Here is a 23,240-nt window from a genome sequence, read left to right as displayed (position 1 = left end):
TGGCTCGACCCGGCGCGCGCGACGCGCGATCGTCGCCGTGCTCGCGTACTCGGGCGCCCGCGGCGCGGAGCTGTTTCGCGACCCGCAGAACGACCGACGCAGCGGGCTCCGCTGGCGCCACGTCGACCTCGACGAGGGGACGCTCCGAGTGTACGGCAAGACCCAGGAGTGGCAGCGGACGCCGCTGCTGGAGCCGGGCGTCGAACGGCTCCGCGCCCACCACCGCCGACAGGACCCGCCCAGCCATGAGTGGCCGGTCTTCCCGACGAACCACCTGCCGAGCCTCTATCGCCTCGTTCGAGCGGCTGACGGCGTCGACGCCGACCCGACGAACGACACCGTGTGAGACCTGCTGCGCGAACACGACCTCGTCCCGCCGGCGGTCTCGACAGCCGGCGCGCGAACGCTCTTGAAGCGACTGTCGGCCGAGAGCGGCGTCACCGAGGAGGGCGAGGCGCTGCTCCCTCACGGCGCGCGGCGCGGCCTCGGCGACGAGCTGTACGACACGAGCGCCGAGCTCGCACAGGAGGTGCTGCGCCATCAGTCGGTGGAAACGACTCACGCGAGCTATCGCGACGACGACGTGGAACGGCTTCGCGAGGCCGCCGAGGACGCGCTCGACACGTAGCGATCGCGTCGGCGGAGCGACCCCGTGGGAACAACGACGCGACGGGTCGCCTCCGCCGAGACGTTCCGGATGCTGAACCCTTTTCACTCGAAGCGGCGAATTCACGACCGATGGCAGACCTCTCGGAGATCGACCTCGAGTTCGTGCAGCTCGGCGGCACCGGCATCCAGACGAGCGAGCTACAGTTCGGCACCTGGCGCTTCGGCAAGGAGACCGAGGAAGGAAACGTCGAGATCGGCGAGCAGCGCGCCCACCAACTGCTCGACGCGTACGCCGAGGCTGGCGGTCGCTACATCGACACCGCCGACGTGTACGGCGGGGGCGAGAGCGAGCGTTGGATCGGGGACTGGCTCGCCGACCGCGACCGCGAGCGATACACGATCGCCTCGAAGATCTTCTGGCAGATCCGCGACGGTGACCCGAACAGCCGCGGCACGAACCGCAAGAACATCCGCAACCGGATTGACGCGCTGCTTGACCGCCTCGGCACCGACTACGTGGACGTGCTGTACATCCACCGCTGGGACGACCAAACCGACGCCCGCGAGCTGATGAAGACGCTCGACGGCCTCGTCGAGGACGGGAAGGTCCACTACCTGGGCGCCTCGACGCTGCGACCCGACGCGTGGAAGGTGGCGCGGGCGAACGAGATCGCCCGCAGCGAGGGCTGGGAGCCGTTCTCGGTGCTTCAGCCGCGCTACAACCTCGTCGACCGCGAGATCGAGGGAGACTACCTCAAGATGGCCCGCCACGAGGACCTCGCGGTGTGTCCCTGGAGCCCGCTTGGACAGGGCTTCCTCACCGGGAAGTACGACCGTGAGGACGGACTGACCGGCGAGTCGCGCGTCGCCGAGTCGAGCCGCTTCGCGGACGCGTACCTCACCGAGGAGAACTTCGACGTGCACGACGAACTCGACGCCGTCGCCGACGAGGTCGACGCCTCGCCCGCCCAGGTCGCGCTCGCGTGGCTCGTGCACCGCGACGGCGTCACCGCGCCGATCGTCGGCGCTCGCACCGTCGAGCAGTTAGAGGAGAACCTCGCGGCCGCGACGATCGACCTCTCCGACGAGCAGGTCGACCGCCTCACCCAGTCGAAGGGCGGCCCGTACGCGCATCTGTAAGCCGACTCGCCTTGTCGGGTTCGGGTGACCGAGGCGTCACTCGCGGCGCTTCCCTCTGTTTCCTGCGGTGCGATAGCAGCCGACTCCCCCGTTGTTCGAGGTCTCAGACCCTCGTCGATCAACTGGCGTCGGCGTGACAGCTCACAACTCGACGGCGGCCAGATCGGCCTCCAACGCCGCGACCGCCTCGTTGTACGCCTCGACGAAGCCGCAGAACTGCGGCGCGTACTGGCGCACGTCGGCCGCCGAGGGCGCCTCGTACTGCGAGAGGAGGTAGACGCCGCCGCTGCCGCCCGCGCGGAGGTACGAGACGCCGTCGCGGTCCCACTTCAGCTCCCAGCGGGTGCCGTCGACGCGGGCGGCGTAGGTGCCGTAGTCGCCGCCCTCGTACCGGTGCAGCTCGCCGGCCATCCGATCGCAGGCGTCCCGGACGGCGTCGAGCACGCGGTCGCGCTCGGCGACGACCGCCTCGGTGGTCGCCGCCTCGGGGAACTCCGTCGACACGTCGTCGAGGACGCCCTCCAGCGAGTCGACGTGGGCGTTGAACCCGCGAACGAACGCGTCGTAATCGAGCAGCGCCTCCGCCAGCGGTTCCGGCTCCGGGTCGCGCTTCGTCGAGATCACGTACACGTCCGACCCGCTCTTGGGCGAGAAGCGCAGGTACTCCAAGTCGCCGCCCTCGTACTTCACGGTCCAGGTGCCGCGGTCGGTGTCGACGTCCCGGCTGCCGTAGTCGCCGCCCTGCAGCAGCGCTAGTTGGTAGGCGATCCGGCCGGCGTGGTCGCGGACGGCCTCGACGATCTCGTCGCGTCGGTCGGCGACCGCGTCCGCGTCGGCGGGGTCGACCGGGGGCCAATCAGTCACGGTGGTTAGTGAGGCCGCCGGGGCATAACCGCCCCGATGTGACTCCGTCGAGTTGCCGACGCGACCGGGATCAGTGCGCGTTGCCCGCCCGTCACCCGCCCGTCGACCGGCTAGCTGTGGGTGAAGATGTACGCCTGCCCGTCGTCGACGCCGACGCACAGGTCCAACTGTTTCGAGAGGTCGAGGCTCGTGGGGTTCTGCTTGCAGACCACGAGGTCGTCGAACGGATCGCCGCAGGCCGGACACGCGACGGAGACGGTGTTCTGGTAGGACTTGATCGCGGCGTTGTCCTCGCGCTTGGTCAACGACGTGAGCAGCTCTTCGGTGTCGATGTCCATGCACCCAGATACGAGTCCCGCCATATCAATCATTAGGAACCGACAGCGGGGATGCACCGTCCGGGGTCAGACCCGATCGATCACCGTCTCGGCGAACCGCGTCAGCGACGCTTCGGGGTCGTCGCCGTCCGCGGGCGAGACGAGGACGTGGTCGACCCCGAGGTCGTCGAGCCGCCGGAAGTAGTCAACGAACCACTCGGCGCCGGCGCGGTAGCCGAGATGGCGGTGCTCGGGGTCGGCTTCGGGGTCGTCGTCGAGTTCCGTCCGGACGGCCATCGCGTAGGGCTTCTCCCCCGCGGCGTCGCGCCAGTCATCGAGGGACGACTCCAGGGTGGACTCGGGGAGGTGATAGAAGAACCACCCGTCGCCGTGGTCGGCGATCCACTCGATCGACTGCCGGGCGAACCCGGTCGGCAGCAGCGGGACCGTCCCCTCGACGGGCTTCGGAACCACGTCGAGGTCGCCGTCGAGTTCCCCCCACGAGCCGTCGACTTCGGGGAACTCCTCACGCCACACCGTTCGCAGGAGGTCGACCGACTCGCGGAACCGCGCGCCGCGGTCGTCGCTGTCGACGCCGAACGCCGGGAACTCCGGGTCGCGGTCGCCGGTGGCGACGCCCATCACCAGCCGCCCATCCGAGAGGCGGTCGACGGTCGCGGCGCTCTTCGCGACGTGCAGGGGGTGGCGAAGCGGGAGGACGACGCTCGCGGTGCCGATCGCGACCTCGTCGGTGTGGGCGGCGACGTGGCCGAGCCACGGCCAGGTGTCGTACGTCTGGCCGGCGTCGCCGAAACGCGGCCAGTACAGCGGCACGTCTCGGGCCCACAGGCCGTCGAAGCCGACCGCCTCGGCGTGCGTCGCGAGCGCTAGTTCCTCGTCGACCGGGGGGCGCGACTCGCGGGTGTCCGTCAGCGGGAACCCGGCGCCGAACGTCAAATCGTCGCCGCCGAAGAGGCGCCGAAACCCGCGGGTGTCGGTGGCATCGCTCACGCGATCCGGTCGGGCGCGAACGCGTATGTCGGCTCCGATGCACAGCGGCGATAGCTGTAAGAGACCCCCGCACCGACTGCCGGTGTGACAGATCCGGTCGTAATCGTCGGCGGCGACGCGGCGGGGTTGAGCGCGGCGAGCAAGCTCTCCCGCGAGGACCCGGACCGCGAGGTGATTGTGTTCGAACGGGGGCGGTGGGTGTCGTACGCCCACTGCGGCGAGCCGTACTTCATCAAGGGCGAGGTCGAGGAGCTGACCGACCTGCTCTCGCTGTCGCCCGCCGAGATCGACGACCGCGGGATCGATCTCCGGCGCGAGCACGAGGTCGTCGGCGTCGACACCGACGCCAGGACGGTCGCCGTCGACGGTCCCGGGGGGAGCTTCGAGCAGCCGTACGGCGACCTCGTCGTCGCGACTGGCGCGCGAGCGCGCTCGGAGCCGATCCGAGGCAGCGACCTCGACGCCGCGTTCACCATCCACGGGCTCGACTCGGCGGCGGCGGTCCGCGCGCTGCTCACGCCGCCCGCGGAGTTCGCCGTCGACGACCTCGGCGACAACGGCTATGTCGACCGCGAGGCCGTCGCCCGCTACGGGGCGATGGAGCCGCCCGAGACCGCCGCCATCGTCGGCGGCGGCTACGTCGGCGTCGAGATGGCCGAGGCGCTGGACGCGTGGGACGTGGACGTGCACCTGTTCCAGCGGTCGGAGCGACCGCTCCCGATGTTCGGCGAGGCCGTCGGGGAACCCGTCGTCGAGCACCTTCGCGAGCGGGGCGTCGACCTCCACCTCGGCGCGGAGGTGGACCGGTTGGTCGGCGACGACGGCCGCGTGAGCGGCCTACGATGCACGGGCGGAGCGACCCTCGACGCCGACCTCGCGATCGTCGGCGTCGGCGTCGCGCCGAACGTCGAGATCGTGCGCGACACGCCGGTCGAACTGGGCGACTCGGGCGCCATCGCGGTCGACGAGTACGGCGAAACGTCAGTCGACGGCGTGTACGCCGCCGGCGACTGCGCCGAGGACCGCCACGTCGTCACCGGCGACCCGTCGTGGGTCCCGCTCGGCCTCACGGCGAACCGCGCCGGGCGCGCGATCGGGAAGACGATCGCCGGAACGCAGACCGATACCGGCGGTATCGCCGGCACCGCGGTCGTGAAGGCGTTCGACCTGGAGTGCGGCAGGGCCGGCCTCGTCGACGCTGCAGAGGCAGAAGACGCCGGCTTCGACCCGGTATCGCGGACGATCACCGCCGGGTCGCGATCGGGCTACTATCCGGGAGCCGCGGAGACGACCGTCACGCTCGTCGCCGACCGCGACAGCGGCCGGCTCATCGGCGGGTCCATCGTCGGGACGGACCGCGCTGCCGTCCGGATCGACACGATCGCGACCGCCCTCGAGGGCGGGATGACCGTCGGCGAGGTCGAGCGGCTGGATCTCGCCTACGCCCCGCCGTTCAGTCCCGTCTGGGACCCGGTACTCGTCGCGGCGAAGGTGTTGAACGGCGCGCTCGCGGAGTGATGCGCCCGGTCGGGGTGCTCACGCCTCGACCACGAGCACCCTGAGGTCGTTGACGTTCGTCCCCGTGGCGCCGGTCCGGAGCGTGGCGTCCGCGCGCCGCAGGGCCGACAGCGCGTCGTTGTCGCACAGCGCCGCCCGAGCGGCCGCGGCGTCGTCGACCGTCGCCGGCGTCGCTACCGCCCCCGCGGCGTCCGTGCTCCCGTCCCGGCCGTCGGTGTCGGCCGCGAGCAGGGCGCAGTCGCGACCCCGGACCGGCGAGCCCGCGTCGGCGAACTCGATGGCGGCCGCGAGCGCGCACTCGAGGTTCGGCCCGCCGACGCCGTCGCCCTCCACGGAGACCGTCGTCTCCCCGCCCGAGAGCACGACCGCCGGCGGTTCGACCGGACGGCCCGCGTCGGCGATCTCCTCGGCGATCGCGGCGTGGGTGACTCCCGTCTCCCGGGCCTCCCCGCGGAGGCGGCTCGACAGGATCAGGGGGTCGTATCCCCGCTCGTCGGCGACGGCGGCCGCGGCGTCGAGAGCGGTGGACGCATTCGCGAGGATGTGGTTGTCGACCCTGTCGAACGCCGCGGCCGCCGCGCCCGGCGTCTCGGGTTCGCCCCCGCGCTCGCCGCGCGCGAGGTGATCGCGAACGGCAGACGGAACCGTGACATCGTAGCGCTCCAGCACGCCCAGCGCGTCCGCGTACGTCGAGGCGTCGGGTGCGGTCGGGCCGCTGCCGATCACCGCCAGGTCGTCGCCGACCACGTCGCTGAAGACGAGCCCGACGACCGTCGCCGGCGCGGCCGCCGCGGCGAGGCGGCCGCCTTTCACCCGCGAGAGGTGCTTGCGGACGGCGTTAATCTCGTCGATATCGGCGCCCGCACGCAGGAGTGCGTCGGTCGTCTCCCGGAGCGCGTCCAGCCCGACGGCCCCGACCGGCGCCGAGAACAGCGCGCTGGCGCCGCCGGTGACGAGCGCGAGCACGAGCGTGTCCTCGTCGGCCGCCCGGACGAGGTCCAGAGCCCTCGCCGTCCCCTCCACGCCCGCGGTCGTCGGGACGGGGTGTCCCCCGACGATCCGATCGATCCGCGAATCGACTGCGCCGCGGTCTGACCGCTCGCCCTCGCCGCCGTCGGTCTCATCGACCACCACCGCGCCGGCGTCGATTTGATCGCCGAGGATCGCTTCGAGCGCGGTCGCGGCGCCGTCGGCCGCCTTCCCGCCGCCGCCGCCGACGACCCGCTCGTAGGCGCCGAGGTCGTAGGCGGCGTCCGCGACCCGGAGGATACCGCCGTCGACCGAGACCGTCTCGGCGACGACGCGCTCCGGGAGGGCGGCCGCGACGCCGGCGCGGAAACACGCGATCGCGGTCCGCTCGGCGGCCGAAGCGTTCCGCCCGGCTCGGGACACCTCGACGGGGAACGGCGTCGACTCGTCGTTCGACATACCGGATCGAGTCGGCGACCCGAACATAATTGCACCGGCGGTCGGCCCAGTATTGCGGCGTGGCAGCGTCCGCGAACACGCCACCCCGCACCTGCTGCGCGACACACAGGTGCTCCCGATCTGGTGGGGGGGATCGAATCTACAGCTGGCGCGAACGACTGCCCGGCCGCGCTCCCGATGGGCCCAGTCGCACTCCCGATGGCCCGCTCACGGACTGCCGCTCCGGTCGAGGGGGTCGACGCGGAGGTCGAACCCCCACGAGGCGCTCGGCGGGTTCTCGCCGCCGGTTCGGCCGTCGGACATGTCGGTGTCGGTCGCGTCGAACCGGAACTCGCCCGTCAGGAAACAGCCGTCGGGGACCGCCGCCTCGTGGGACGCGTACAGGCCGACGAACGCGGTGAGGGTTCCGCCGGCGAGGATCTCGACCGTGCCGTACTCCATCGTCTGTGCAATCCCGGAGGTGAGCTTCCAGCAGCCGTCTTCCGCCAGTTCGAGGTCCGGCGTCGCGCGGTCGGGCTGGCCCGTCATCGACCGCTCGGAAGTGGATACCAGACGAACGTCCCGTCGGCGCTGCGGACGTACTGGAACACCACCGGGCGGTACTCGCCGATTACGACCACCTCGTCGGTGCCGTTGTCGACATCGACGCGGAGGACTATCGGCGAGCCGCTCGTCACGGACGGGTCCGCCAGCGAGACCCGCGGCCGAACGGGGACTGCTTCCGGCGGGGCGTCCTGGCCGGTGACCGTCGCTTCGTGGGTCGCGTCCGGCGGGGACTCGCGGTCGAAGGGGCACGTGTCGTCGCCCCCGGAGTCGTCGCCTCCAAAGTCGTCTCCTCCGTCGGGCAGGGATCGTTCGGTCGTCCCGTTCGCGAGACCCGCGCAGCCGGCCAGTCCCGCGAGGCCGATCGCGCCGGCGCCGCGGAGGAGGGCTCGTCTGTCGGACACAGTCAGAGATCGTCGGCTGAAACCATAAGCCGTCCGTACGGTCAAATCGGCCTTTGACTCATGCGATCGGGCAGACGGGCCGATGCGGTTTGGCAAACGGTCCGATCCGATCGTCCGGCACCGACACTGCGATACCCGTCCGTCCCAACACCCGGTCGTGACGGACACGATCACGGTCGAGGTGCTCCACACGGTCGAGCCGAATGCGCTCGACGATGCGGAGCTGCAGCCGGCGCTTCGCGAGATCGCCGAGTCGCGCTACGTCGTCGTCGGTCGAACGGGCGGACGGCAGTCGTGGGTCGATCGGATCCGCGCGTTTCTCGCCCGAGATCCGGTCGAAGCAGTCACCCTCGTGGCCGACGAGCCCGCGAGCGAGGGCGAGGAGTGGACCGTCGCCGTCGAGGAGACCGACGTTCCCGGGGTCTACGAGGTCGAATCGTCGCTGTGAGTGACGGCCGAACGCGTCTGTACGGACGGCCGAACGCGACTGCACGGACGGTGGGCCGTCCGCTCGCGCGAACCCGGTAACACCGGTGTAACTGGGTGACGTGTACGCCCGCAAACGGGTAAGTCACTCTGACCCGTACGGATCGATGAGACCACCAGTGTTCCGACGCCCGTCGGACACCGGACGACGGTCCTCGTTTACCATGACCGGTACCCATCAGACGCACGCGACGACGGAGGCGACAGAGACCAGAACGACCGAACCGGAAGCGGCGACAGGCGCGACCGACCCAGAGTCCGACGTGTTCGCCGATCTGCCGCCGAGCGCGAAGCTCGTCCACTTCGTCCTCGACCGCGACGGCGACCTGACGCAGACCGGCCTCGTCGAGGAGACGGCGCTGTCGGCCCGGACCGTTCGGACGGCGCTGGGGCGTCTCGAGGATGCCGGACTCGTCACGGAGTCGATCTGTCTCCGTGACGCGCGAAAGCGCGTCTACTCGCTTACCGACGACGGCGCCGACGCCGGGGAGTCACTCGACGTCGAAGCGGAAGCGTAGCCGGCGGTCGTCGTAGTCGACGCGTGGGCAGACCCGATGATCGGCGTTCCGACGAGCAGTTCCACTGACCTGCGTTCCGACGGATGTTCTCTCGGGGGACGTTCAGACGAGAGCGGTCAGCGTTCGAGCCGCTCTTCGGCGTCGGCGAGCACCTCGCGAGCGTGTCCGGAGGGGTCTGAAAGCTCCGGATCGTACGTCGCGACGACCTCGCCGTCAGCAAACAGGAACGTCCGTCGGTCGGTGTACCCCTCGTCGGTGTCGAGTCCGAATGACCGCGCGACCTCGCCGTCTGGGTCCGCGAGCAGGTCGAACGAGAGGCCCTCCTCGTCGGCGAAGCCGGCGTGGCTCTCGGCGTCGTCCATCGACACGCCGTACACGTCGACCCCCGCGTCCCGATACGCGGGAAGCGCGTCTTCGAACTCGTTGGCCTCGATCGTACAGCCTCCGGTGAAGTCCTTCGGGTAGAAGTAGACGACCGTCGGGGCTTCGAATTCGACATCTATCTCGGTGCCGTTCTGATTGCGAGCCGTGACCGCTGGCGCGGTATCGCCGGTGTCGAGCACGTGCGTGCTTGCGCCGGCTCGTACATGACCGCTTCGGCGGGCGTGGCGACGGCCGGGCAGAACCGAGGGCGGCGTTACTCGGCGTCGGCCATCCCGCCGAAGACCTCGTCGGCGTCCGCCGGGACGTTGAAGTCGTGGTAGTTCTCCCCCTTCGTCTTCGAGAGGATGTTCAGCGCCGCGGCGGCGCCGTCGCCGGCGGAGATGACCGCCTGCCACTCCTCGGCGCGGACCATCGCACCCGTGGCGTACGCGTCCTCGACGCTGGTCTCCATGGTCACGCCGACATCGACGATGTCGCCGTCGAACGCGCAGCCGAGGTCCTCGGCGAGATCGCGGTTCGCCCCCGTCGCGAGCACGAGATACGTGCTCTCGACGGCCTCCTCGCTGTCGGTCGCGACGCGAAATCCCTCGTCGGTCTCGTCGACCCCGGTCGCCTTGACGCCCTGTCGGCGGTCCACACCGAAGCTGTCCACCTGCTCCCTGAGGCTCTCCATGAAGGCCGAGCCGTCCTGCGATCCGATCCCTGGGTAATTGAATAGGTGGGCCTTGTGCATCCACGTTCCGTCGGTATCGAGGACGGTCGCCTCCAGGCCGTTCTTTTGAACGAACAGTGCCGCAGACAAGCCGGCGGGCCCGCCGCCGACGATCACAACATCGGTCACACGAACAGCATGTCCGGCCGCGATAATAACCATGTGGTCCGCGGAAGCGAGGAACTGTCCGGCCGAAGCGGCGAGGACTCCCTACCCGCGCGGCGTCAGTCGTTGCCGTCCTTGCGGGCGGCAGCGCGGTCGCTGTCGCCGTACGGGTCCGGGAGCGATTCGCGATGGAGGTGGTACCACTCAGCGAGCGTTCCCCTAGTTCCCTCCGTCTCGACGGTCACCGATCCGTCGAACCCCCACTCCGCGCGGTCGGCATCGTCGCCGAACGCGAGCGGTACCTCGACGCGAAGGTCCTCCGCCGAGAGGGTGACCCCGCCCTCGCGTTCGATTCCTTCGTCGAGAACGAGTTCCAAGACATCGAGCCAGCGCTTGGGAACCCGCTGTGAAGTTCGCGTGTCGTCTTCCATACGACCCCCTACGCGTTCCGGGTACCTGTTGGTTTCCGTGCCGATGGGTCCCGCCCGGCGCCGATGAGTCCACCCATCATCGACGACGAATCCGGACAGCGAACGCGAGCTCCAGTCTACCGCTTCGGAGTGGATAGCTCCGAGTCCTCACTGGGAGGAGAGGAGTAACAGCTGTGTGACATCGCTCTCGGTACCCTTGTTCGATTCAAAGAGTGGGGTGTTCGCCCCGAGAGAACAGGTCGTGTCGTAGACCGGCAGAATCCCAACTGCGGTACGGGTAGCCCCGATGTGAACGGCGGGGAGGATGTCACCCGCCGTACTATTCGATTGGACCTTCGATTGGAACACCACCGTGTCCGCAGTTCACCAACGGTCGCGAATCAGCGTAGGGCCACGCGTTGGACCGATCGGCAAGCCAGTCCGAACTCGCCGAATCCGGTATCGACACCACCGTGTCCGGAGCTGTTACACCATCATGTCCGCTGTTCAAATGGGCGTCCGCGCTCGGATTCGAACACCACCGCGTCCGCTGTTCCTCCGCTGGATCTCGAAACTCGGGGACGATACCGGTCGTATTCTTGTAGTGACACAGTCGAACGATGTGGTGACCTGATTGGACACGGAAGTACACCACCGTGTCCGCTGTAATCGCCGATGCAAGGAACTTCACTACCCACTCCGGGTGCCTACACCACGTTGTCCGCCGTATCTCTGCTCGTTGGAACCGCAAATGCGGGAATATCGACGTGGGATGATCCGTGAACTACCACTTGATCCAGTGTACATCGCAACTCTCCACACCATCTCGTCCGCTGTAACTCACTGAATGGGACTGTTCCACAGCTACTACTGCGGACATCATGGTGTGTTGAACGGCTGAATGTGTCGCCCAACAGGATCATGGTACTGGGGCGATCCGTCTCGAATCCCGGAATAGCCGCCCGGATCTGCGTGTCGCTGACGTGATCGTCCGCGTGCGGAACTCACGGTGGCACCTCGAATCGCGGCGTTTTCACGTTGATTATCCAAACAGTTGCACGGTCCGGAACTCGTAGGGTTAACATAACTGCGCTGAGTACGCTATACAAATGGAGATATCAGAGGATTTACGGTGTGTCTTCAGCGCCGAGGTGGAGGAGCGAGACGGTTCGTACGTCATTGAGGTGCCCGAACGAGAGCTCCAATTGGACTCGATTCACGCCGATGAGGTGTACCGCGTTGCGCTGCTCGCACGCCACGCGGGCGGTTCGGAGGGCGCGGACACCGCCGCAAACCGCGATGGATCAGCGGACGACCGCGACGCACGAGGCGAGAGGGTTGCGACCGCCGAGTCGGACGGGCAAGACGATACAGACGGAACCGGGTCAGGCGACGGCTCCTCCCACGAGCGCAGATCCCGCGACGAGGGCATCGACTCCGCAACGGAAACCGCATCCGGCGGTGAACCGGAACCGCCGGTCGACCGCGGCGACGAGGTGACCGTCGACATTGAGGGGATCGGCGACCAGGGCGACGGGATCGCGCGCGTGGACCGCGGCTACGTGATCATCGTCCCCGACACCGAGAAAGGCGAGCGGGTGACGATCCGAGTCACCAGCGTGAAACAGAACGTCGCGTTCGCCGAAGTCGTCGAACGGGTCGAGCGTCACCACTACGAGTGAGGCGGCGACACGGACGAACCCCCCGCATCGGGGCGGGGAGTCTCCCCGCCCGCTCGCGGCTGTCGGACGACCCCGTGACCGGTGTATCCTCACTCCCGGCCCCGTCGCTGCCTCGCTGACGGCCGGTCTCCTCCGCTCGTCAGCCACCGCCACGCCGGATCGATGCCGATCGGCTCCGCGCTGACTCGCCACGGCCGCCCGCGAACGCCGGGATCGCTCGCCTCCACAGGCATCGTGACTGTCGTCGGCAGCCTCGGATCGTGACCGTCGTCGTCGGCCTCGGATCGTGACCGTCGTCGGCGGTCGTCGGTGGCCCGCGAGAGACGAGACCGTCTCGGTTCGCTCGACGCCGCACCGACGACAGCCGTGTGACCGATACGCGAGTCACGCGGCGGACGCAGACGTGGTGAACGATCCCGCGTCCACCGGACGGTCGCGCGTCCCTCCGACGGCGACAGCGGCATTGCTCTGGCGGTGGAACCGTTCGGGTGTCCGATGACGTCACGGAACCTGCTCGCCGATCTCATCCGGCTCGATCACGATCGGTTTCGCGCTCGCGTCCCGGACGCGCTCGCCGCCGCCGAGTACGACGGCGACCGCCTCGACCGCCTCGGTGACTCCGTCGACGCCGACGACATCGCTTCGGCCGCCTCCGGGCCGGCCGTGTCACTCACCGACCGGGAAGCGGCGTACGTCGAGCGTATCCGGGTGCTCGACGATGCCTCGGTCGGAATCACCTTCACGGGCCCCGCGTACGCCGACAACCCCGTCCTGTACGCGACTCGGCGCGCCCGCGTGCTGACCGGCTACGGGTTGACCGAGCTGCAGGGACGGAATCTGAGACTGCTTCAGGGTCCCGATACCGAACGGGGTCCGGTCGCGGACCTCCGTGAAGCGCTGTCGACGTGGACCCGCACGACCGTCGAACTCCGCAACTACCGCGCGGACGGAACCCCGTTCGACAACCGCGTGACGATCGTGCCGATCGCGGATCGATCCGGGTCGGTGGTGAACTGGCTCGGCTTTCAGGCGGCAGTCGACGAGTGACCATCGACCGCCGTGGATACCTGCTGTGATCGACCGTGGATACCTGTCGTGACGGTCGACGCTCCCTTCGCAAGCGGCGAAACGAACGGTGTTACCCCTCCATCCCGGAGAAGGAGAGCCCGCCCTCGATGTACCGCTGTGCGAAGAGGTACACGAGCATGACCGGCGAGGCGAACGTGAGCGCGAACGCCGAGAAGCGCGCCCACGGGATGGAGTACTCCTCGACGAGGCTGAACAGTCCGACGGGAAGCGTGTAGTTTCCCGAGGACAACAGCAGTTGGGCGACGACGAACTCCATCCAGCCCGCGAGGAACGTGAAGATGGTGACCGTCGCCAGGCCCGCAGCGGACAGCGGCAGGATCACCTCGACGACCACCCGCCATGGCGGGGCACCGTCCACGAGGGCCGCCTCCTCGTAGCTCACCGGGATGCCGTCCATGTACGTTTTCAACAGCCAGGTGTTGAACGGGACCGCCGTGGCGGCGTAGTAGGCTGCCAGGGCGATCTTGTTGTTCAGCAGTCCGGCCTGCACGAAGATGGCGTACAGCGCGATCAGCGCGGCGATCCCGAGGCCCCCGCCGACCTGCGTAAACAGGACGTAGCCGAAGAGGATCTTGCGCCGCATGATGAACTCTCGCCGCGAGAGCGCGTACGCCGCCGGGACGATCACACTCAGGCCGAGTGCGACCGTCACCGTGGCGACGACGACGCTGTTCACGAAGTACCGTTTGAATTCCGAGGGAGACTCGACGCCGTAGTCGCTGGCGTCGAGAAAGACGATCCGCGGGTGGTCGAACACGACCGACAGGTCGGTGAACGGGACCGCGATCGTCGTGTCCGGCTGGATCATCAGGTCGCCGAGGACCCATACGAACGGTTTGATCGACGTCCGCTTCGGCACGAACCGGAAGCCGTCGGCCGCGTAGATCGACCCGCCCGAGGCGGAGATGGCCGACATGGCGATCCAGTAGATCGGAAACAGCATTACCGCCACCACGAGCACGGCGAACGTGGTCGCGACGGCGGTCCTGAGCAGTTGTGTGGCCGAGATGTCGCCGCGCCGGTAGGCGGCGACGGTGTAGCGAGCCTCGCGCGCCGCCTCCACCGGCGTCGTCGCGAGCGTCCACGCGTCCTCTGCGAGCTTCGACGCGATCCGGGCGAACACGCTCACGCCTCGTCCACCCCGTCGGCGAGCTTCCCCTTCTTGACGTTGAGCCACATGAACGCGCCGATGAACGCGATCGCGATCAGCATGATCGCGGCCCCCTGTCCGTACTGGGAGAACTGGAACGCCTCGCGGTAGCCGTACACGATGATCAGCTCGTTGAGACGGGCCGGTCCCCCCTCGTTGAACACGTAGGGGATGAGGAACTGCTGGAACGACGCCGCGGCGGTAAGGATCGACGCGAACAACACCGGGCGCTTCACGCTCGGCAGCGTCACGTGGAAGAACCGCGAAAGATAGCTCGCGCCATCCACCATCGCTGCTTCGTGCAGTTCGTCCGGCACGTCTTGGAGCGCGCTCACGGTGATAATCACCATGAACGGGTACGCGAGCCACATCTCGGTGACGTTGTACGCGAAGAACGCAGCCCACCGCTCGTTGAGCCACGCGACGGTACCGACGCCGAGCCAGGCCAGCAGTTGGTTCGCCAGCCCGAACCGGGCCGAGCTGAAGATCCCTCGCCAGACGGTGATCGTGAAGATGGCCGGCAGCCCCATCGGCACGATGAGCAGCGACCGGAGGAACCGGGCGCCACGGACGCGGTCGTTCGTGACGACGAGCGCGATGGACAGCCCGAGCACTACCTTTCCCACGAGGCTGGTCGCGACGAACAGCCACGTCACGCCGACCGAGTTCCAGAACGTCGCGTCGGTCAGGACGGCGACGTAGTTGCGCAGACCCACGAACGTCGCCTCCCCGAACGTGAGGAAGCTCCCGCCGCCGAACAGGTTCGCCGGCCGCGCGTTGGTGAAGGAGATCCCGATGAGATAGAGCATCGGGAAGAACATGAACGCCGCGAACAGGAACAGGCCGGGCAGGACCAACAGCAGCGAGACATCCTCACGCTCGACCGCCGGGATCTCGGCCGCGCGGTCCGCGATTCGGCTTGCGGTGCTCATGCCCCCGTCTCACTTCCAGTTGCTGCGGATGTCCTTTTCGGCCTGGACCATCGCGTCCTTAACCGACTGCTTGCTGTTGAGGGCCTTGCCGAAGGCGGTTCCGAGCGGCCCCCACACCTGGTTCATCTTGGGGTGGGTCGGCATCGGGACTCCTTGCTTCACGGCCTGCGAGAAGCCCCTGACGGCCGGCGGCAGGTCGGCGTCGCCCGTGAGTCCGGTATGTACCGGGATGAACCCGTGGGTCTCGGCGTTGGCCATCAGTTGCTCCTTGTTCGTGACGTACCACTCGGCGAACGAGCGGCCGGCGGCGGCCGCCGACTCCGACCGCTCCATGCCCTTCGCGAAGTACCACAGCGAGATGCCGGTGTACGGACGCGGCGACCCCCCATCGGGCGTCGGGAGTTCCGCGACTCCGACGTCGATCCCCTTCTCGCGGGCGGTGCCGAGGTACCACGGCCCGTTGATCGTGAACGGGGCGTTCCCCTCCGAGAACGCGGCCGCCTGCGGGCCATACTTGGTGTCCTTCGGCATGTACGGGACGAACGTGTCGATGATGTAGTTGAACCCCTCGACCGTCGGCGCGTTGGCGAGCCCGAGCATGTCGTCCTTGCTCGGGTCGAAGTAGTAGCCGCCGAACGCCTGTGCCCAGGCGCTCATGAAGTACGGATTGAGGGGGTAGCCGAGCCCGTACTTGCCGTTAGCGGGGTCGTGGTGTCGCTCCATCACGTCCACCATCTCCCCGACCGTCTTCGGGGGCGAGTCGACAAGCTCCTTGTTGTACAGCAGCGAGACGGTCTCGGCCGCGAACGGGAGTCCCACCGTCGCGCCGTCGAACTGGACGGCTTCGGCGGCCGCGTCGGTGAACGTGTCCATGCTCACCGAGAGCTTCCCGCTCTGGTCGGAGAGGAACCCGCGCTGGTAGTAGTCGCCGACCCAGTCGTGGGCCCACTCGAAGATCTGCGGTCCCTGCTTGGCGGGGATCGCAGACTGCGTCTTCTTCGCCAGGTCCGAGAGGTCCGAGCCCTTCAGCGTGTGACGCGACAGGCTGTTGAAGTCCTCGATGACGGACTCCAGGGTCTCGCCCTCCGCCGAGGAACGTGCGTACCACGCCGCGGCGGTCCCGGGGTCGACGGACGGTTCGGTCGTCGCCTCGGTGTCGCCCCCGGAGTCACCGGAGCCGCCCGACCCGTCGGAGTTGCCCGACGAGGTGGGAGTGCTCTGCTCTTCCACGCCGACACAACCCGACAGCGCCGCGGCTGCCGCCAGCCCGCCCATTTTCAGGAGGTTCCTGCGATCAGTTGTCATGGTGTGAACACTGGATGAATAAGTAGTTCACATCTTAAAACTTGGGATACGACCATGGAGGATCGGTCGGGGGCGGCTGCGAGCGGGCCGACCCCGCCGCGGGGTGAGAATCGCCTCTCAGACGGACGAGACGACGGTTCGCTCGCCGGTGACCGGGGCCGTCGCCGCCGGCTCCTCGGGGTCGCCGGCGGCGACGACGAGCGTGTTGCGGCCGCTCGACAGCTCGACGGTCGCCTCGAACCGCCCGTCTTCGACCGACACGAGCCGCGCGTCGCCGCCGACGGCGACGGCGACGGCCGGGGCGTCCGTCTTCCCGGCGACGGTGACGGCGTCGGCCTCGACGGTCGGGTCGGGCATCGCCACGTCGAGCGACGGCGACGACGGCGGGCCACCGTCGTACCGCTCCCCGACGACGGCGGGAGTCCCGACCGGCCGGCTGGCGTCGATTCCGTGGGCCAAGCGGACGAAGGCGGCGTGGCTCCACGACAGCGGGGTCGCGCTGCCCGTTCCCTCCCCGAACCGCCACCCGTACGCCGTCGGTTCCGCCCGGTCCCACACCTGTTCCGGCAGCAGCCGGCCCTCGTTGGCGAAGCCCGCGAGGGTCGCCAGTAGGTCGGCAGGCGCTGTCGGCCCGTCTGTCGTCCCGGCGGCGAGTTCATACTCGGCGCGCTCGCCGGTGAGCAGCGGCCACAGCCGACCGCGGCTCTCGGTCGCGACGGGGAACGGGGCGCCGTCCTCGTCCTCGCCGTAGCCGTCGCCGGTGTAGCGGTGGAACGCCGGGCCGTGAGGCGTCTCGACGCGGATGTCGTCGTCGACGACTCCCACCGACGACTCGATCACGGGATCGTCGGCCGGCAGGACGCCCAGGCGGACCAGCTCCAAGAAGCCGGCGTCGATGACGTTGCGCTCGTCGAACGTCCGGCCGCCGTTGGCGAGCGTCCGCTCGGTGCCGTCGTCCGGGTCGCGGTTGCCGTTGATCCGGAAGTAGTACGGCGGGTCGTGGTGGTCGGTCCCCTCTCGGGTGACACACCATTCCCGGACGCCCGCCCGGAAGCGGTCGGCGGTCGCCAGCCACACGAGCGCGTCGGCAGCGGGCTCGCGTCCGTCGCCCGCGGCGTCGTCCCGTCCCGCGTCGCCGGCGACGGCGGCCGCGGAGACGAGCCCAGCCACCTCGGCGGCGATGGTCGACGGGGACAACCCGCTCTCCTCCTCCCAGCGCTCCTGGCCGGTGCCGGGGCCGCTGCGGAGCACGTAGTCCGCGGAGGCGGCCACGTCGGCGTAGCCGAACGCCAGGTCCGCGAGCCGCCGGCCGTGCTCGGCGGTCGCGCGCCGCGCGAGGACTAGGGGGAATGCGATCTCGTCCAGTTGCTCGCCGCCCCATCTGGTCCGCCCGTCGACGTACGTGTTCTGCGGGAGGAACCCGCCCTCGCGCTGCTGGACGGCAAACAGGTACTCGGCAGCCGCGACGGCCGACTCGGTCCGACCCATCGCCTCCAGCGCGGTGAACGACTGGTACAGGTCGCGCGCCCAGACGTAATGGTAGCCCACGTCCGCGGGCTCGCCCGCACCGATGACTCCGCCCCAGGGAACGCAGGGGCTCGCAACGCCCGCGCCGGCGACGGTCGCGTCCTCGGCCGCCCGGATCACCATCGCGCTGGTCCGGTACAGCGCCGCGAGGGCCTCGTCGCCGGCGACGCTGTCGGGCACGTCGACGCCGGCGAGCCACGCGCGCCACCCGGCGCGGTACGTCGTCCGCGCGGCTGAGAACCCCGTCGAGAGCGACTGGTGCGCGGTCGCGGCGGCCGCGGAGGGATCGCTCCCCTCGGCGAACCCGAGCGCGAGCGTCGTCTCCGCCGGTCCGGTCGCGAGGCGGCCGACCAGCGCCGCGTTCCCCTTGGCCTCCCGTGACCGGTCGCCCTCGACGCCGCGGGTGAGCAGGCGCGCGGTCGACTCGTCGGGGACGCCCGCGGCGGTCGCCCACTCGAACCCCGGATCGGCCGCCAGCGCGAGCGAGATGTCGTAGTCGCCGCCGTCGGCGTCGCGGATCACTCCGCCGTCTCCTCCGTCCGTCGCTGTGAGGACGGGGTCGCCGCCGGCGGTCGCGCGGGCGTGAGCGTCGCCCTCAGTGCCGGTCGTCACGGCGGGCCGACACACCGCGTACACCGAGAGCTCGCCGGGGTCGGGGCCGTCGTCGCTCCCCTCGCCCGAGCCGCCTCCGGCGCCACCGTCGCCCCCGGAGGGGTCGAACGACACGTCCGCGAGCACGGCGTCGCGCTTCGGGTCGGCGACGTACTCCACCGAGAGCGTCCACCCCCGGGAGGCAGACGAGAACTCGTGGCGGTAACAGAGCGCGTCGCCGGCGGTCGGCTCGACGGTCCGCTCCACGTCGTCGTCGTCGCGCCGGTCCAGGTCCGCGGTGCGCGCGGCGTACCCTTGGCCGTCGGCGACGAGGAAGTCAAACCGGCGGACGTTCAGCAGGTCGACGCGGGGGAACCGGACGCCGGTGAGCGCGCCGCGCGTGAGGGTGTACCAGACCCGACCGTCGCCTTCGCGGGCGCTCCGGGCGTCTCCGGACCCGTCGCCGACGGCGGTCCCGATGCCGACCTTCTCCCCGGTCGTCCAGAACGGCGCCAGTTCTACCTCGCCGGGGTCAGCCGGCGTCGCGGCAGTCGTGTCCGGGGACTCGTCCGCTTCCGTCCCGGTCCCGTCGGCGGACCCGCCGCCGGCGTCCGCGTCGTCACCCGTCCCGCCGCAGCCGGCGAGCCCGACCAGCCCGGTGCCGGCGGCGGCCGCGAGGTACCGTCGCCGCCCGGAATCGGGGCCGTCCTCACCCTCCGTATTCGTGTCACGTCTCGACATCCCATTCCACTCGCCCCGCCACGCACAAAAGAACGACGAAATACCACTTCACAAATCGTCGATCGAGGGAAAGAGCTAAACCGTGGTATCCGATCACATCGGACTATGGCTACCGTCCGATTGGAGAACCTACGGAAGACCTTCGACAGCGGTCGGCTCGTCGCAGTCGACGACCTCTCGCTGTCGGTGGACCACGGCGAGTTCCTCACGGTCGTCGGACCGTCGGGGTGCGGGAAGTCGACTACGCTCCGGATGATCGCGGGGCTAGAGCGGCCGACCAGCGGGAGCGTCGCCATCGGCGGCGACGATGTGACCGACACCCACGCCAGGAAGCGCGATGTGGCGATGGTGTTCCAAAACTACGCGCTGTATCCCCACAAGACGGTCATGGGAAACATGGAGTTCGGCCTGCGCATGAGTACGGACCTCTCGAAGGAGGAGCGCCGTGAGCGCGTGCGCGAGACGGCCGAGATGATGGACATCGAGGAACTGCTGGAGGACAAACCGAGCGAGCTCTCCGGCGGGCAAAAGCAGCGCGTCGCGCTCGGGCGCGCCATCGTCCGTGAGCCCGACGTGTTCCTGTTCGACGAGCCGCTGTCGAACCTCGACGCGAAGCTACGCACCACGATGCGCACCGAGATCCAGCGCCTGCAGGACGAACTGGACATCACGGCGATCTACGTCACCCACGATCAAGAAGAGGCGATGACGATGGGCGACAAGATCGCGATCCTCGATGACGGCGAACTCCAGCAGACGGGCCGCCCGACCGACGTGTACGACGACCCGGCCAACGAGTTCGTCGGCGGCTTCGTCGGCTCTCCCTCGATGAACGTGCTCGACGCCGTCGTCGACAACGCCGCAGACGGCGTCACGCTGCGCGGGGCGACCGCCGACTTCACGTACGACCTCTCCTCGGCGTACGCGGACGTGTTCGAGGGCGTCGAGGAGGTCCGCATGGGTATCCGCCCGGAGGACGTCCGCGTCGCCGGCGACGGGTCGACCGGCATCACGACGACCGTCGACGTGATCGAGCCGATCGGCTCGGACAACTACCTCTATCTCGACCTCGGGCCGGAGTTCATTGCCCGCGTCGACAGCGGGATCACGCCCGCCGTGGGCGAGGGGATCGAGATCACGTTCGACGAGATGGCCGTTCACGTCTTCGACCCGCGAACCGGCGAGTCGCTCACCTACGGGATCGACGCCGCGGAGTCGGCCGCGCACCCCGCCGCTGAAGCCGAGCCGACGGCGGACTGACGAGGCGGCCTGACCCGGTCCGGCTCGCCCCGGTCTGGCCCGCTCTGGCCCGCCCCGCCCGCCTCGCTTTGGCCCGTCCCGAGCGCGACTCCCACGGTCCGGGGCCGCGGTGCGTCCGTCAGGCTGGACCGCGTTCTTCTCCGACCGCCCTCGGTGGCAGATCGGGGTCACATCCGAATGATCGAGGCGACATCCAAATCGTCGGCTCAAACGGGCGTCCGTGGTCAGTTCGGATTCCGTTCGCTCGGTCTGTCACCTCGATCTGTCCGTTATCATCCCCGGCCCAGTCGCACGGCGTCCGCTCCGAGCGCGTCGGCCGGCGTCGATCCCAAGGGCCCGCCATGCCCACGACGGACGGCCTAGTCGTCCGCCGGAACCGGCGTTTCGTCGCGGTCGACGGGCGCGTCGAGGTCGTCCAGCAGCGCCGTCGTCGCCAGACGGATGGCGTGGGGCCACCCCAACGGCGTCGCGCTGTCGGGGGAGCCGTCGTCGAAGAACTGCTCGGGGAGGTAGCCGCCCGGCACGGTGAGCGGTCCCTCGGGGCCGACGAGGTCGAGCAACTCGCGCGAGCGACGGGCAAACGCCTCGCTGCGGGCGTCGTCGGCGTTGGCGAGCAACGCGGCGACCTCGCCGGCGGCGTTGGCGCCCCAGGCCGTCGAGACGGTCCAGATCTTCTCGTGGCCCTGCCCGCGCTGGCGCCAGCCGTCGCCCTCGTAGCGGACCAATCCGGTCACCTCGCTGTCGTCGGGATCGTGATACAGCGCCTCGATCGTCGTGTCGACGTGGGAGGCGAGTCGGTCGAGTCGGGCGTCGTCCACCTCGCCGATCGCGGCGTACGCACGGTGGGCGTCCGCGAGCGCGAACGTGGCCGAGTCGTGGCGGGCGTCGAGCGTCCCGTCGTCGCGCTCGCCCACCGCGAACGCGTCGCGCTCGGGCACCCACAGGTCGTCGAGCGCGTCGTACAGCATCGCCGCGTGGTCGGTCGCCTCGACGGCTCGCTCGAACCGGTCTGCCCCCACCGCCCCGACGGCCGCGAAGGCGTCGAGGAAGCGTGCGGCGGTGTGAGCGAACCGCCCCCCGGCGTCCTCCCACGCGTTCTGACATGCGACCGGGCGACCGTCGTCGGAAAGCGACGCGATCATCCCGTCGAGACCGGCGTCGATCGCGGCGGCGACCTCGTCGGCCAACGAGTCGTCGTCGGGCAGACGGTCGAACAGCCGCGCGAGGAACGCGACGACGCTCGCGGTCTGGTCCGCTTGGTACTCCATGTCGTCGCCCGCCTCCATCCGTGCGTTTGCCCACCCCGGGGCGAGCGCGCCGCTTCTGGGCCACACGCGGTGGGGCCAGGTGCCGTCGGGGAGCTGCGTGTCGATGTACGCCCGCGCGCTCCGCCGGTGCCACGCCGAGAGGCCGAGGTCGAACGCCTCGTCCGAGCGGAGGAGAAAGCCGGCGATCTCGGCATCGTCGCGGAACCAGGTGTAGCCGTACCCGCCGGAGTGGACGTAGTGGGGGTCGAAGTCGGGTCCCGCGATACGCATCCCGGTCGGCGCCGACAGCAGCGACAGCACGCGCAGGTCGTCGACGGCCGCGTCCGCCTGCGGCACGTCCGCCGGGACCGACACCGCGGCGTCGCCGTCGGCCGCGAGGCTGCGAAGCGCGGGAGCGCCCGTCGCCGCCGCGAGCAGGTCGTCGAGGGCGCCCAGCGCGGCCTCGCGGTCGGTCTCCTCGCGGTCGGACAGCAGCGTCGCCACCGTCGCGGCGCCGGCGCCGGCGTCGGCGTCGAACCCCACGGCGGCGACGACGCTCCCGCCGAGGTGGTCCTCCTCGCGGCGGTCACCGAGCGGGCCGGCATCGCGTTCGTGGGGCTCGGGCGAGAGGACGGCGTCGGGGTCGGCCGGGAGCCCGCCGCCGAGCACGTCGAGGTCGGCCGCCGCAAGGAAGTCGCGCTCGCGGTCGTGAAACACCTCGACGGCGTTGGCGTGGCGGAGCTGTCCCAGCCGCGCGTCTCGCCCGTCGGGCGCGAACGTGCAGCCGGCGAGCAGCGACGCCCCCAGGGCAGCACCGCGGTCGGGCTCCGCGAACGCGACGCGCGTCACGTGCGCCGCGCCGGTGTCGCTGTCGACCGCGAGGTCGAACCGGCGAAGACGGCCGACGGGCGTCTCGTAGACGGTCTCCACGAGCGCCGTCGAGTCGTGGTACGACTGCTCGCCGTCGCCGAGGTCGACCACGGCGGTGCCGCCGTCGGCGGCGCTGACCGCGTCGTCGTCCCAGTCGAGATCGGCGGGCGGGTCGTCGAGCCGCAGTGCGAACCGCGACTCCGCGAGCCCGGAGTAGCCTGAAAGCGGGTAGCCGAAGTCCCGCAGCGTGCCGTCGGGCCCGACGTGCAGGAGGCGGCCGCCGGCACCCGAAAAGAGGCCGGCGGTGGTCCGCCGCTCGCCGGGGAATCGGGTCGGGTGATCCCGGTTCCGCTTGTGGTCGTCGAGTGCGTCACGTAGTCGCATGTTCCAATCGGAA

Annotated in this window: 23 protein-coding genes; 9 read left to right on the top strand and 14 right to left on the bottom strand. The window is 69.7% G+C overall.

The features are described from left to right. Window positions 1-37 precede the first annotated feature (37 nt). From BUE16_RS06385 to BUE16_RS06375, 3 genes are all read left to right on the top strand, one after another. On the top strand, window positions 38-346 hold the full coding sequence (locus tag BUE16_RS06385) for a site-specific integrase (protein WP_073307764.1): 309 nt from the start codon (window positions 38-40) through the stop codon (window positions 344-346). Between the two features lie 63 nt (window positions 347-409). Continuing rightward, window positions 410-628: a site-specific integrase gene (locus BUE16_RS06380; protein ID WP_073307761.1), complete on the top strand. Its 219-nt coding sequence runs from the start codon at window positions 410-412 to the stop codon at window positions 626-628. Window positions 629-738: 110 nt separating this feature from the next. After that, window positions 739-1,749 (top strand): aldo/keto reductase, encoded by a 1,011-nt coding sequence (locus tag BUE16_RS06375; RefSeq protein WP_073307759.1) that lies wholly within the window; start codon window positions 739-741, stop codon window positions 1,747-1,749. Window positions 1,750-1,890: 141 nt separating this feature from the next. On the opposite strand, the gene BUE16_RS06370 is transcribed toward BUE16_RS06375, so the two are convergent. The 3 genes from BUE16_RS06370 to BUE16_RS06360 all read right to left on the bottom strand — a co-directional run bounded on the left by BUE16_RS06370 (window position 1,891) and on the right by BUE16_RS06360 (window position 3,941). Next, complete coding sequence (locus BUE16_RS06370) at window positions 1,891-2,613, bottom strand: hypothetical protein (RefSeq protein ID WP_073307757.1); 723 nt, start codon at window positions 2,611-2,613, stop codon at window positions 1,891-1,893. 110 nt (window positions 2,614-2,723) lie between these two features. Continuing rightward, window positions 2,724-2,951 (bottom strand): DUF7385 family protein, encoded by a 228-nt coding sequence (locus BUE16_RS06365; RefSeq protein ID WP_073307754.1) that lies wholly within the window; start codon window positions 2,949-2,951, stop codon window positions 2,724-2,726. Window positions 2,952-3,017: 66 nt separating this feature from the next. Then, entirely contained in the window at window positions 3,018-3,941 is a 924-nt protein-coding gene (locus BUE16_RS06360; RefSeq protein ID WP_073307752.1) for an LLM class oxidoreductase, read from the bottom strand. Window positions 3,942-4,025: 84 nt separating this feature from the next. On the opposite strand from BUE16_RS06360, the gene BUE16_RS06355 reads away from it, so the two are divergent. Beyond that, window positions 4,026-5,459 (top strand): FAD-dependent oxidoreductase, encoded by a 1,434-nt coding sequence (locus BUE16_RS06355; RefSeq protein WP_073307749.1) that lies wholly within the window; start codon window positions 4,026-4,028, stop codon window positions 5,457-5,459. A gap of 18 nt (window positions 5,460-5,477) precedes the next feature. Here BUE16_RS06355 and BUE16_RS06350 read toward each other — a convergent pair whose 3' ends face one another. The 3 genes from BUE16_RS06350 to BUE16_RS06340 form a co-directional block, all read right to left on the bottom strand. Beyond that, window positions 5,478-6,887, bottom strand: coding sequence for a glycerate kinase type-2 family protein (locus tag BUE16_RS06350; protein ID WP_073307747.1), 1,410 nt, complete (start codon window positions 6,885-6,887; stop codon window positions 5,478-5,480). Window positions 6,888-7,094: 207 nt separating this feature from the next. Next, window positions 7,095-7,415 (bottom strand): hypothetical protein, encoded by a 321-nt coding sequence (locus tag BUE16_RS06345; protein ID WP_073307745.1) that lies wholly within the window; start codon window positions 7,413-7,415, stop codon window positions 7,095-7,097. Then, window positions 7,412-7,834, bottom strand: coding sequence for a hypothetical protein (locus tag BUE16_RS06340; protein ID WP_073307743.1), 423 nt, complete (start codon window positions 7,832-7,834; stop codon window positions 7,412-7,414). Before BUE16_RS06340 ends, BUE16_RS06345 begins: the two co-directional genes overlap by 4 nt. A gap of 157 nt (window positions 7,835-7,991) precedes the next feature. Between BUE16_RS06340 and BUE16_RS06335 the strand changes: the two genes are divergently transcribed. Both BUE16_RS06335 and BUE16_RS06330 read left to right on the top strand, forming a co-directional pair. Then, on the top strand, window positions 7,992-8,282 hold the full coding sequence (locus BUE16_RS06335; RefSeq protein ID WP_073308438.1) for a DUF7526 family protein: 291 nt from the start codon (window positions 7,992-7,994) through the stop codon (window positions 8,280-8,282). 202 nt (window positions 8,283-8,484) lie between these two features. Then, window positions 8,485-8,838 (top strand): helix-turn-helix transcriptional regulator, encoded by a 354-nt coding sequence (locus BUE16_RS06330; RefSeq protein WP_079991529.1) that lies wholly within the window; start codon window positions 8,485-8,487, stop codon window positions 8,836-8,838. A 116-nt stretch (window positions 8,839-8,954) separates the two neighbouring features. On the opposite strand, the gene BUE16_RS06325 is transcribed toward BUE16_RS06330, so the two are convergent. The 3 genes from BUE16_RS06325 to BUE16_RS06315 form a co-directional block, all read right to left on the bottom strand. Then, window positions 8,955-9,401, bottom strand: coding sequence for a peroxiredoxin (locus BUE16_RS06325; protein WP_073307741.1), 447 nt, complete (start codon window positions 9,399-9,401; stop codon window positions 8,955-8,957). Between the two features lie 74 nt (window positions 9,402-9,475). Continuing rightward, entirely contained in the window at window positions 9,476-10,063 is a 588-nt protein-coding gene (locus tag BUE16_RS06320; protein WP_073307740.1) for an NAD(P)/FAD-dependent oxidoreductase, read from the bottom strand. Between the two features lie 95 nt (window positions 10,064-10,158). Beyond that, entirely contained in the window at window positions 10,159-10,470 is a 312-nt protein-coding gene (locus BUE16_RS06315; protein ID WP_073307738.1) for a hypothetical protein, read from the bottom strand. 1,088 nt (window positions 10,471-11,558) lie between these two features. On the opposite strand from BUE16_RS06315, the gene BUE16_RS17395 reads away from it, so the two are divergent. Both BUE16_RS17395 and BUE16_RS06305 read left to right on the top strand, forming a co-directional pair. Next, window positions 11,559-12,131, top strand: coding sequence for a TRAM domain-containing protein (locus BUE16_RS17395; RefSeq protein ID WP_073307736.1), 573 nt, complete (start codon window positions 11,559-11,561; stop codon window positions 12,129-12,131). 495 nt (window positions 12,132-12,626) lie between these two features. Continuing rightward, window positions 12,627-13,178: a PAS domain-containing protein gene (locus BUE16_RS06305; RefSeq protein ID WP_073307734.1), complete on the top strand. Its 552-nt coding sequence runs from the start codon at window positions 12,627-12,629 to the stop codon at window positions 13,176-13,178. A 91-nt stretch (window positions 13,179-13,269) separates the two neighbouring features. Here BUE16_RS06305 and BUE16_RS06300 read toward each other — a convergent pair whose 3' ends face one another. The 4 genes from BUE16_RS06300 to BUE16_RS06285 form a co-directional block, all read right to left on the bottom strand. After that, entirely contained in the window at window positions 13,270-14,349 is a 1,080-nt protein-coding gene (locus tag BUE16_RS06300) for an ABC transporter permease subunit (protein ID WP_073307732.1), read from the bottom strand. Continuing rightward, on the bottom strand, window positions 14,346-15,302 hold the full coding sequence (locus BUE16_RS06295) for a carbohydrate ABC transporter permease (RefSeq protein ID WP_073307730.1): 957 nt from the start codon (window positions 15,300-15,302) through the stop codon (window positions 14,346-14,348). The genes BUE16_RS06300 and BUE16_RS06295 overlap by 4 nt, the downstream gene beginning before the upstream one ends. 9 nt (window positions 15,303-15,311) lie before the next feature. Beyond that, the gene (locus tag BUE16_RS06290) at window positions 15,312-16,607 is read right to left on the bottom strand and encodes an extracellular solute-binding protein (RefSeq protein WP_073307728.1); all 1,296 of its coding nucleotides are present in this window, start codon (window positions 16,605-16,607) and stop codon (window positions 15,312-15,314) included. A 117-nt stretch (window positions 16,608-16,724) separates the two neighbouring features. Then, window positions 16,725-19,466 (bottom strand): glycoside hydrolase family 15 protein, encoded by a 2,742-nt coding sequence (locus BUE16_RS06285; RefSeq protein WP_073307726.1) that lies wholly within the window; start codon window positions 19,464-19,466, stop codon window positions 16,725-16,727. A 105-nt stretch (window positions 19,467-19,571) separates the two neighbouring features. On the opposite strand from BUE16_RS06285, the gene BUE16_RS06280 reads away from it, so the two are divergent. After that, on the top strand, window positions 19,572-20,726 hold the full coding sequence (locus tag BUE16_RS06280; RefSeq protein WP_073307725.1) for an ABC transporter ATP-binding protein: 1,155 nt from the start codon (window positions 19,572-19,574) through the stop codon (window positions 20,724-20,726). Window positions 20,727-21,085: 359 nt separating this feature from the next. Here the strand turns inward: BUE16_RS06280 and BUE16_RS06275 are convergent, their stop codons facing one another. Next, entirely contained in the window at window positions 21,086-23,227 is a 2,142-nt protein-coding gene (locus BUE16_RS06275; protein ID WP_073307723.1) for a hypothetical protein, read from the bottom strand. Window positions 23,228-23,240: the final 13 nt, after the last annotated feature.

Origin of the sequence: Halobaculum gomorrense, assembly GCF_900129775.1 — an archaeon.
In the GTDB taxonomy this organism is placed as follows: domain Archaea; phylum Halobacteriota; class Halobacteria; order Halobacteriales; family Haloferacaceae; genus Halobaculum; species Halobaculum gomorrense.
The sequence above is the reverse complement of the archived record's forward strand: the minus strand, read 5'-3'. Positions and strand labels throughout refer to the sequence as shown.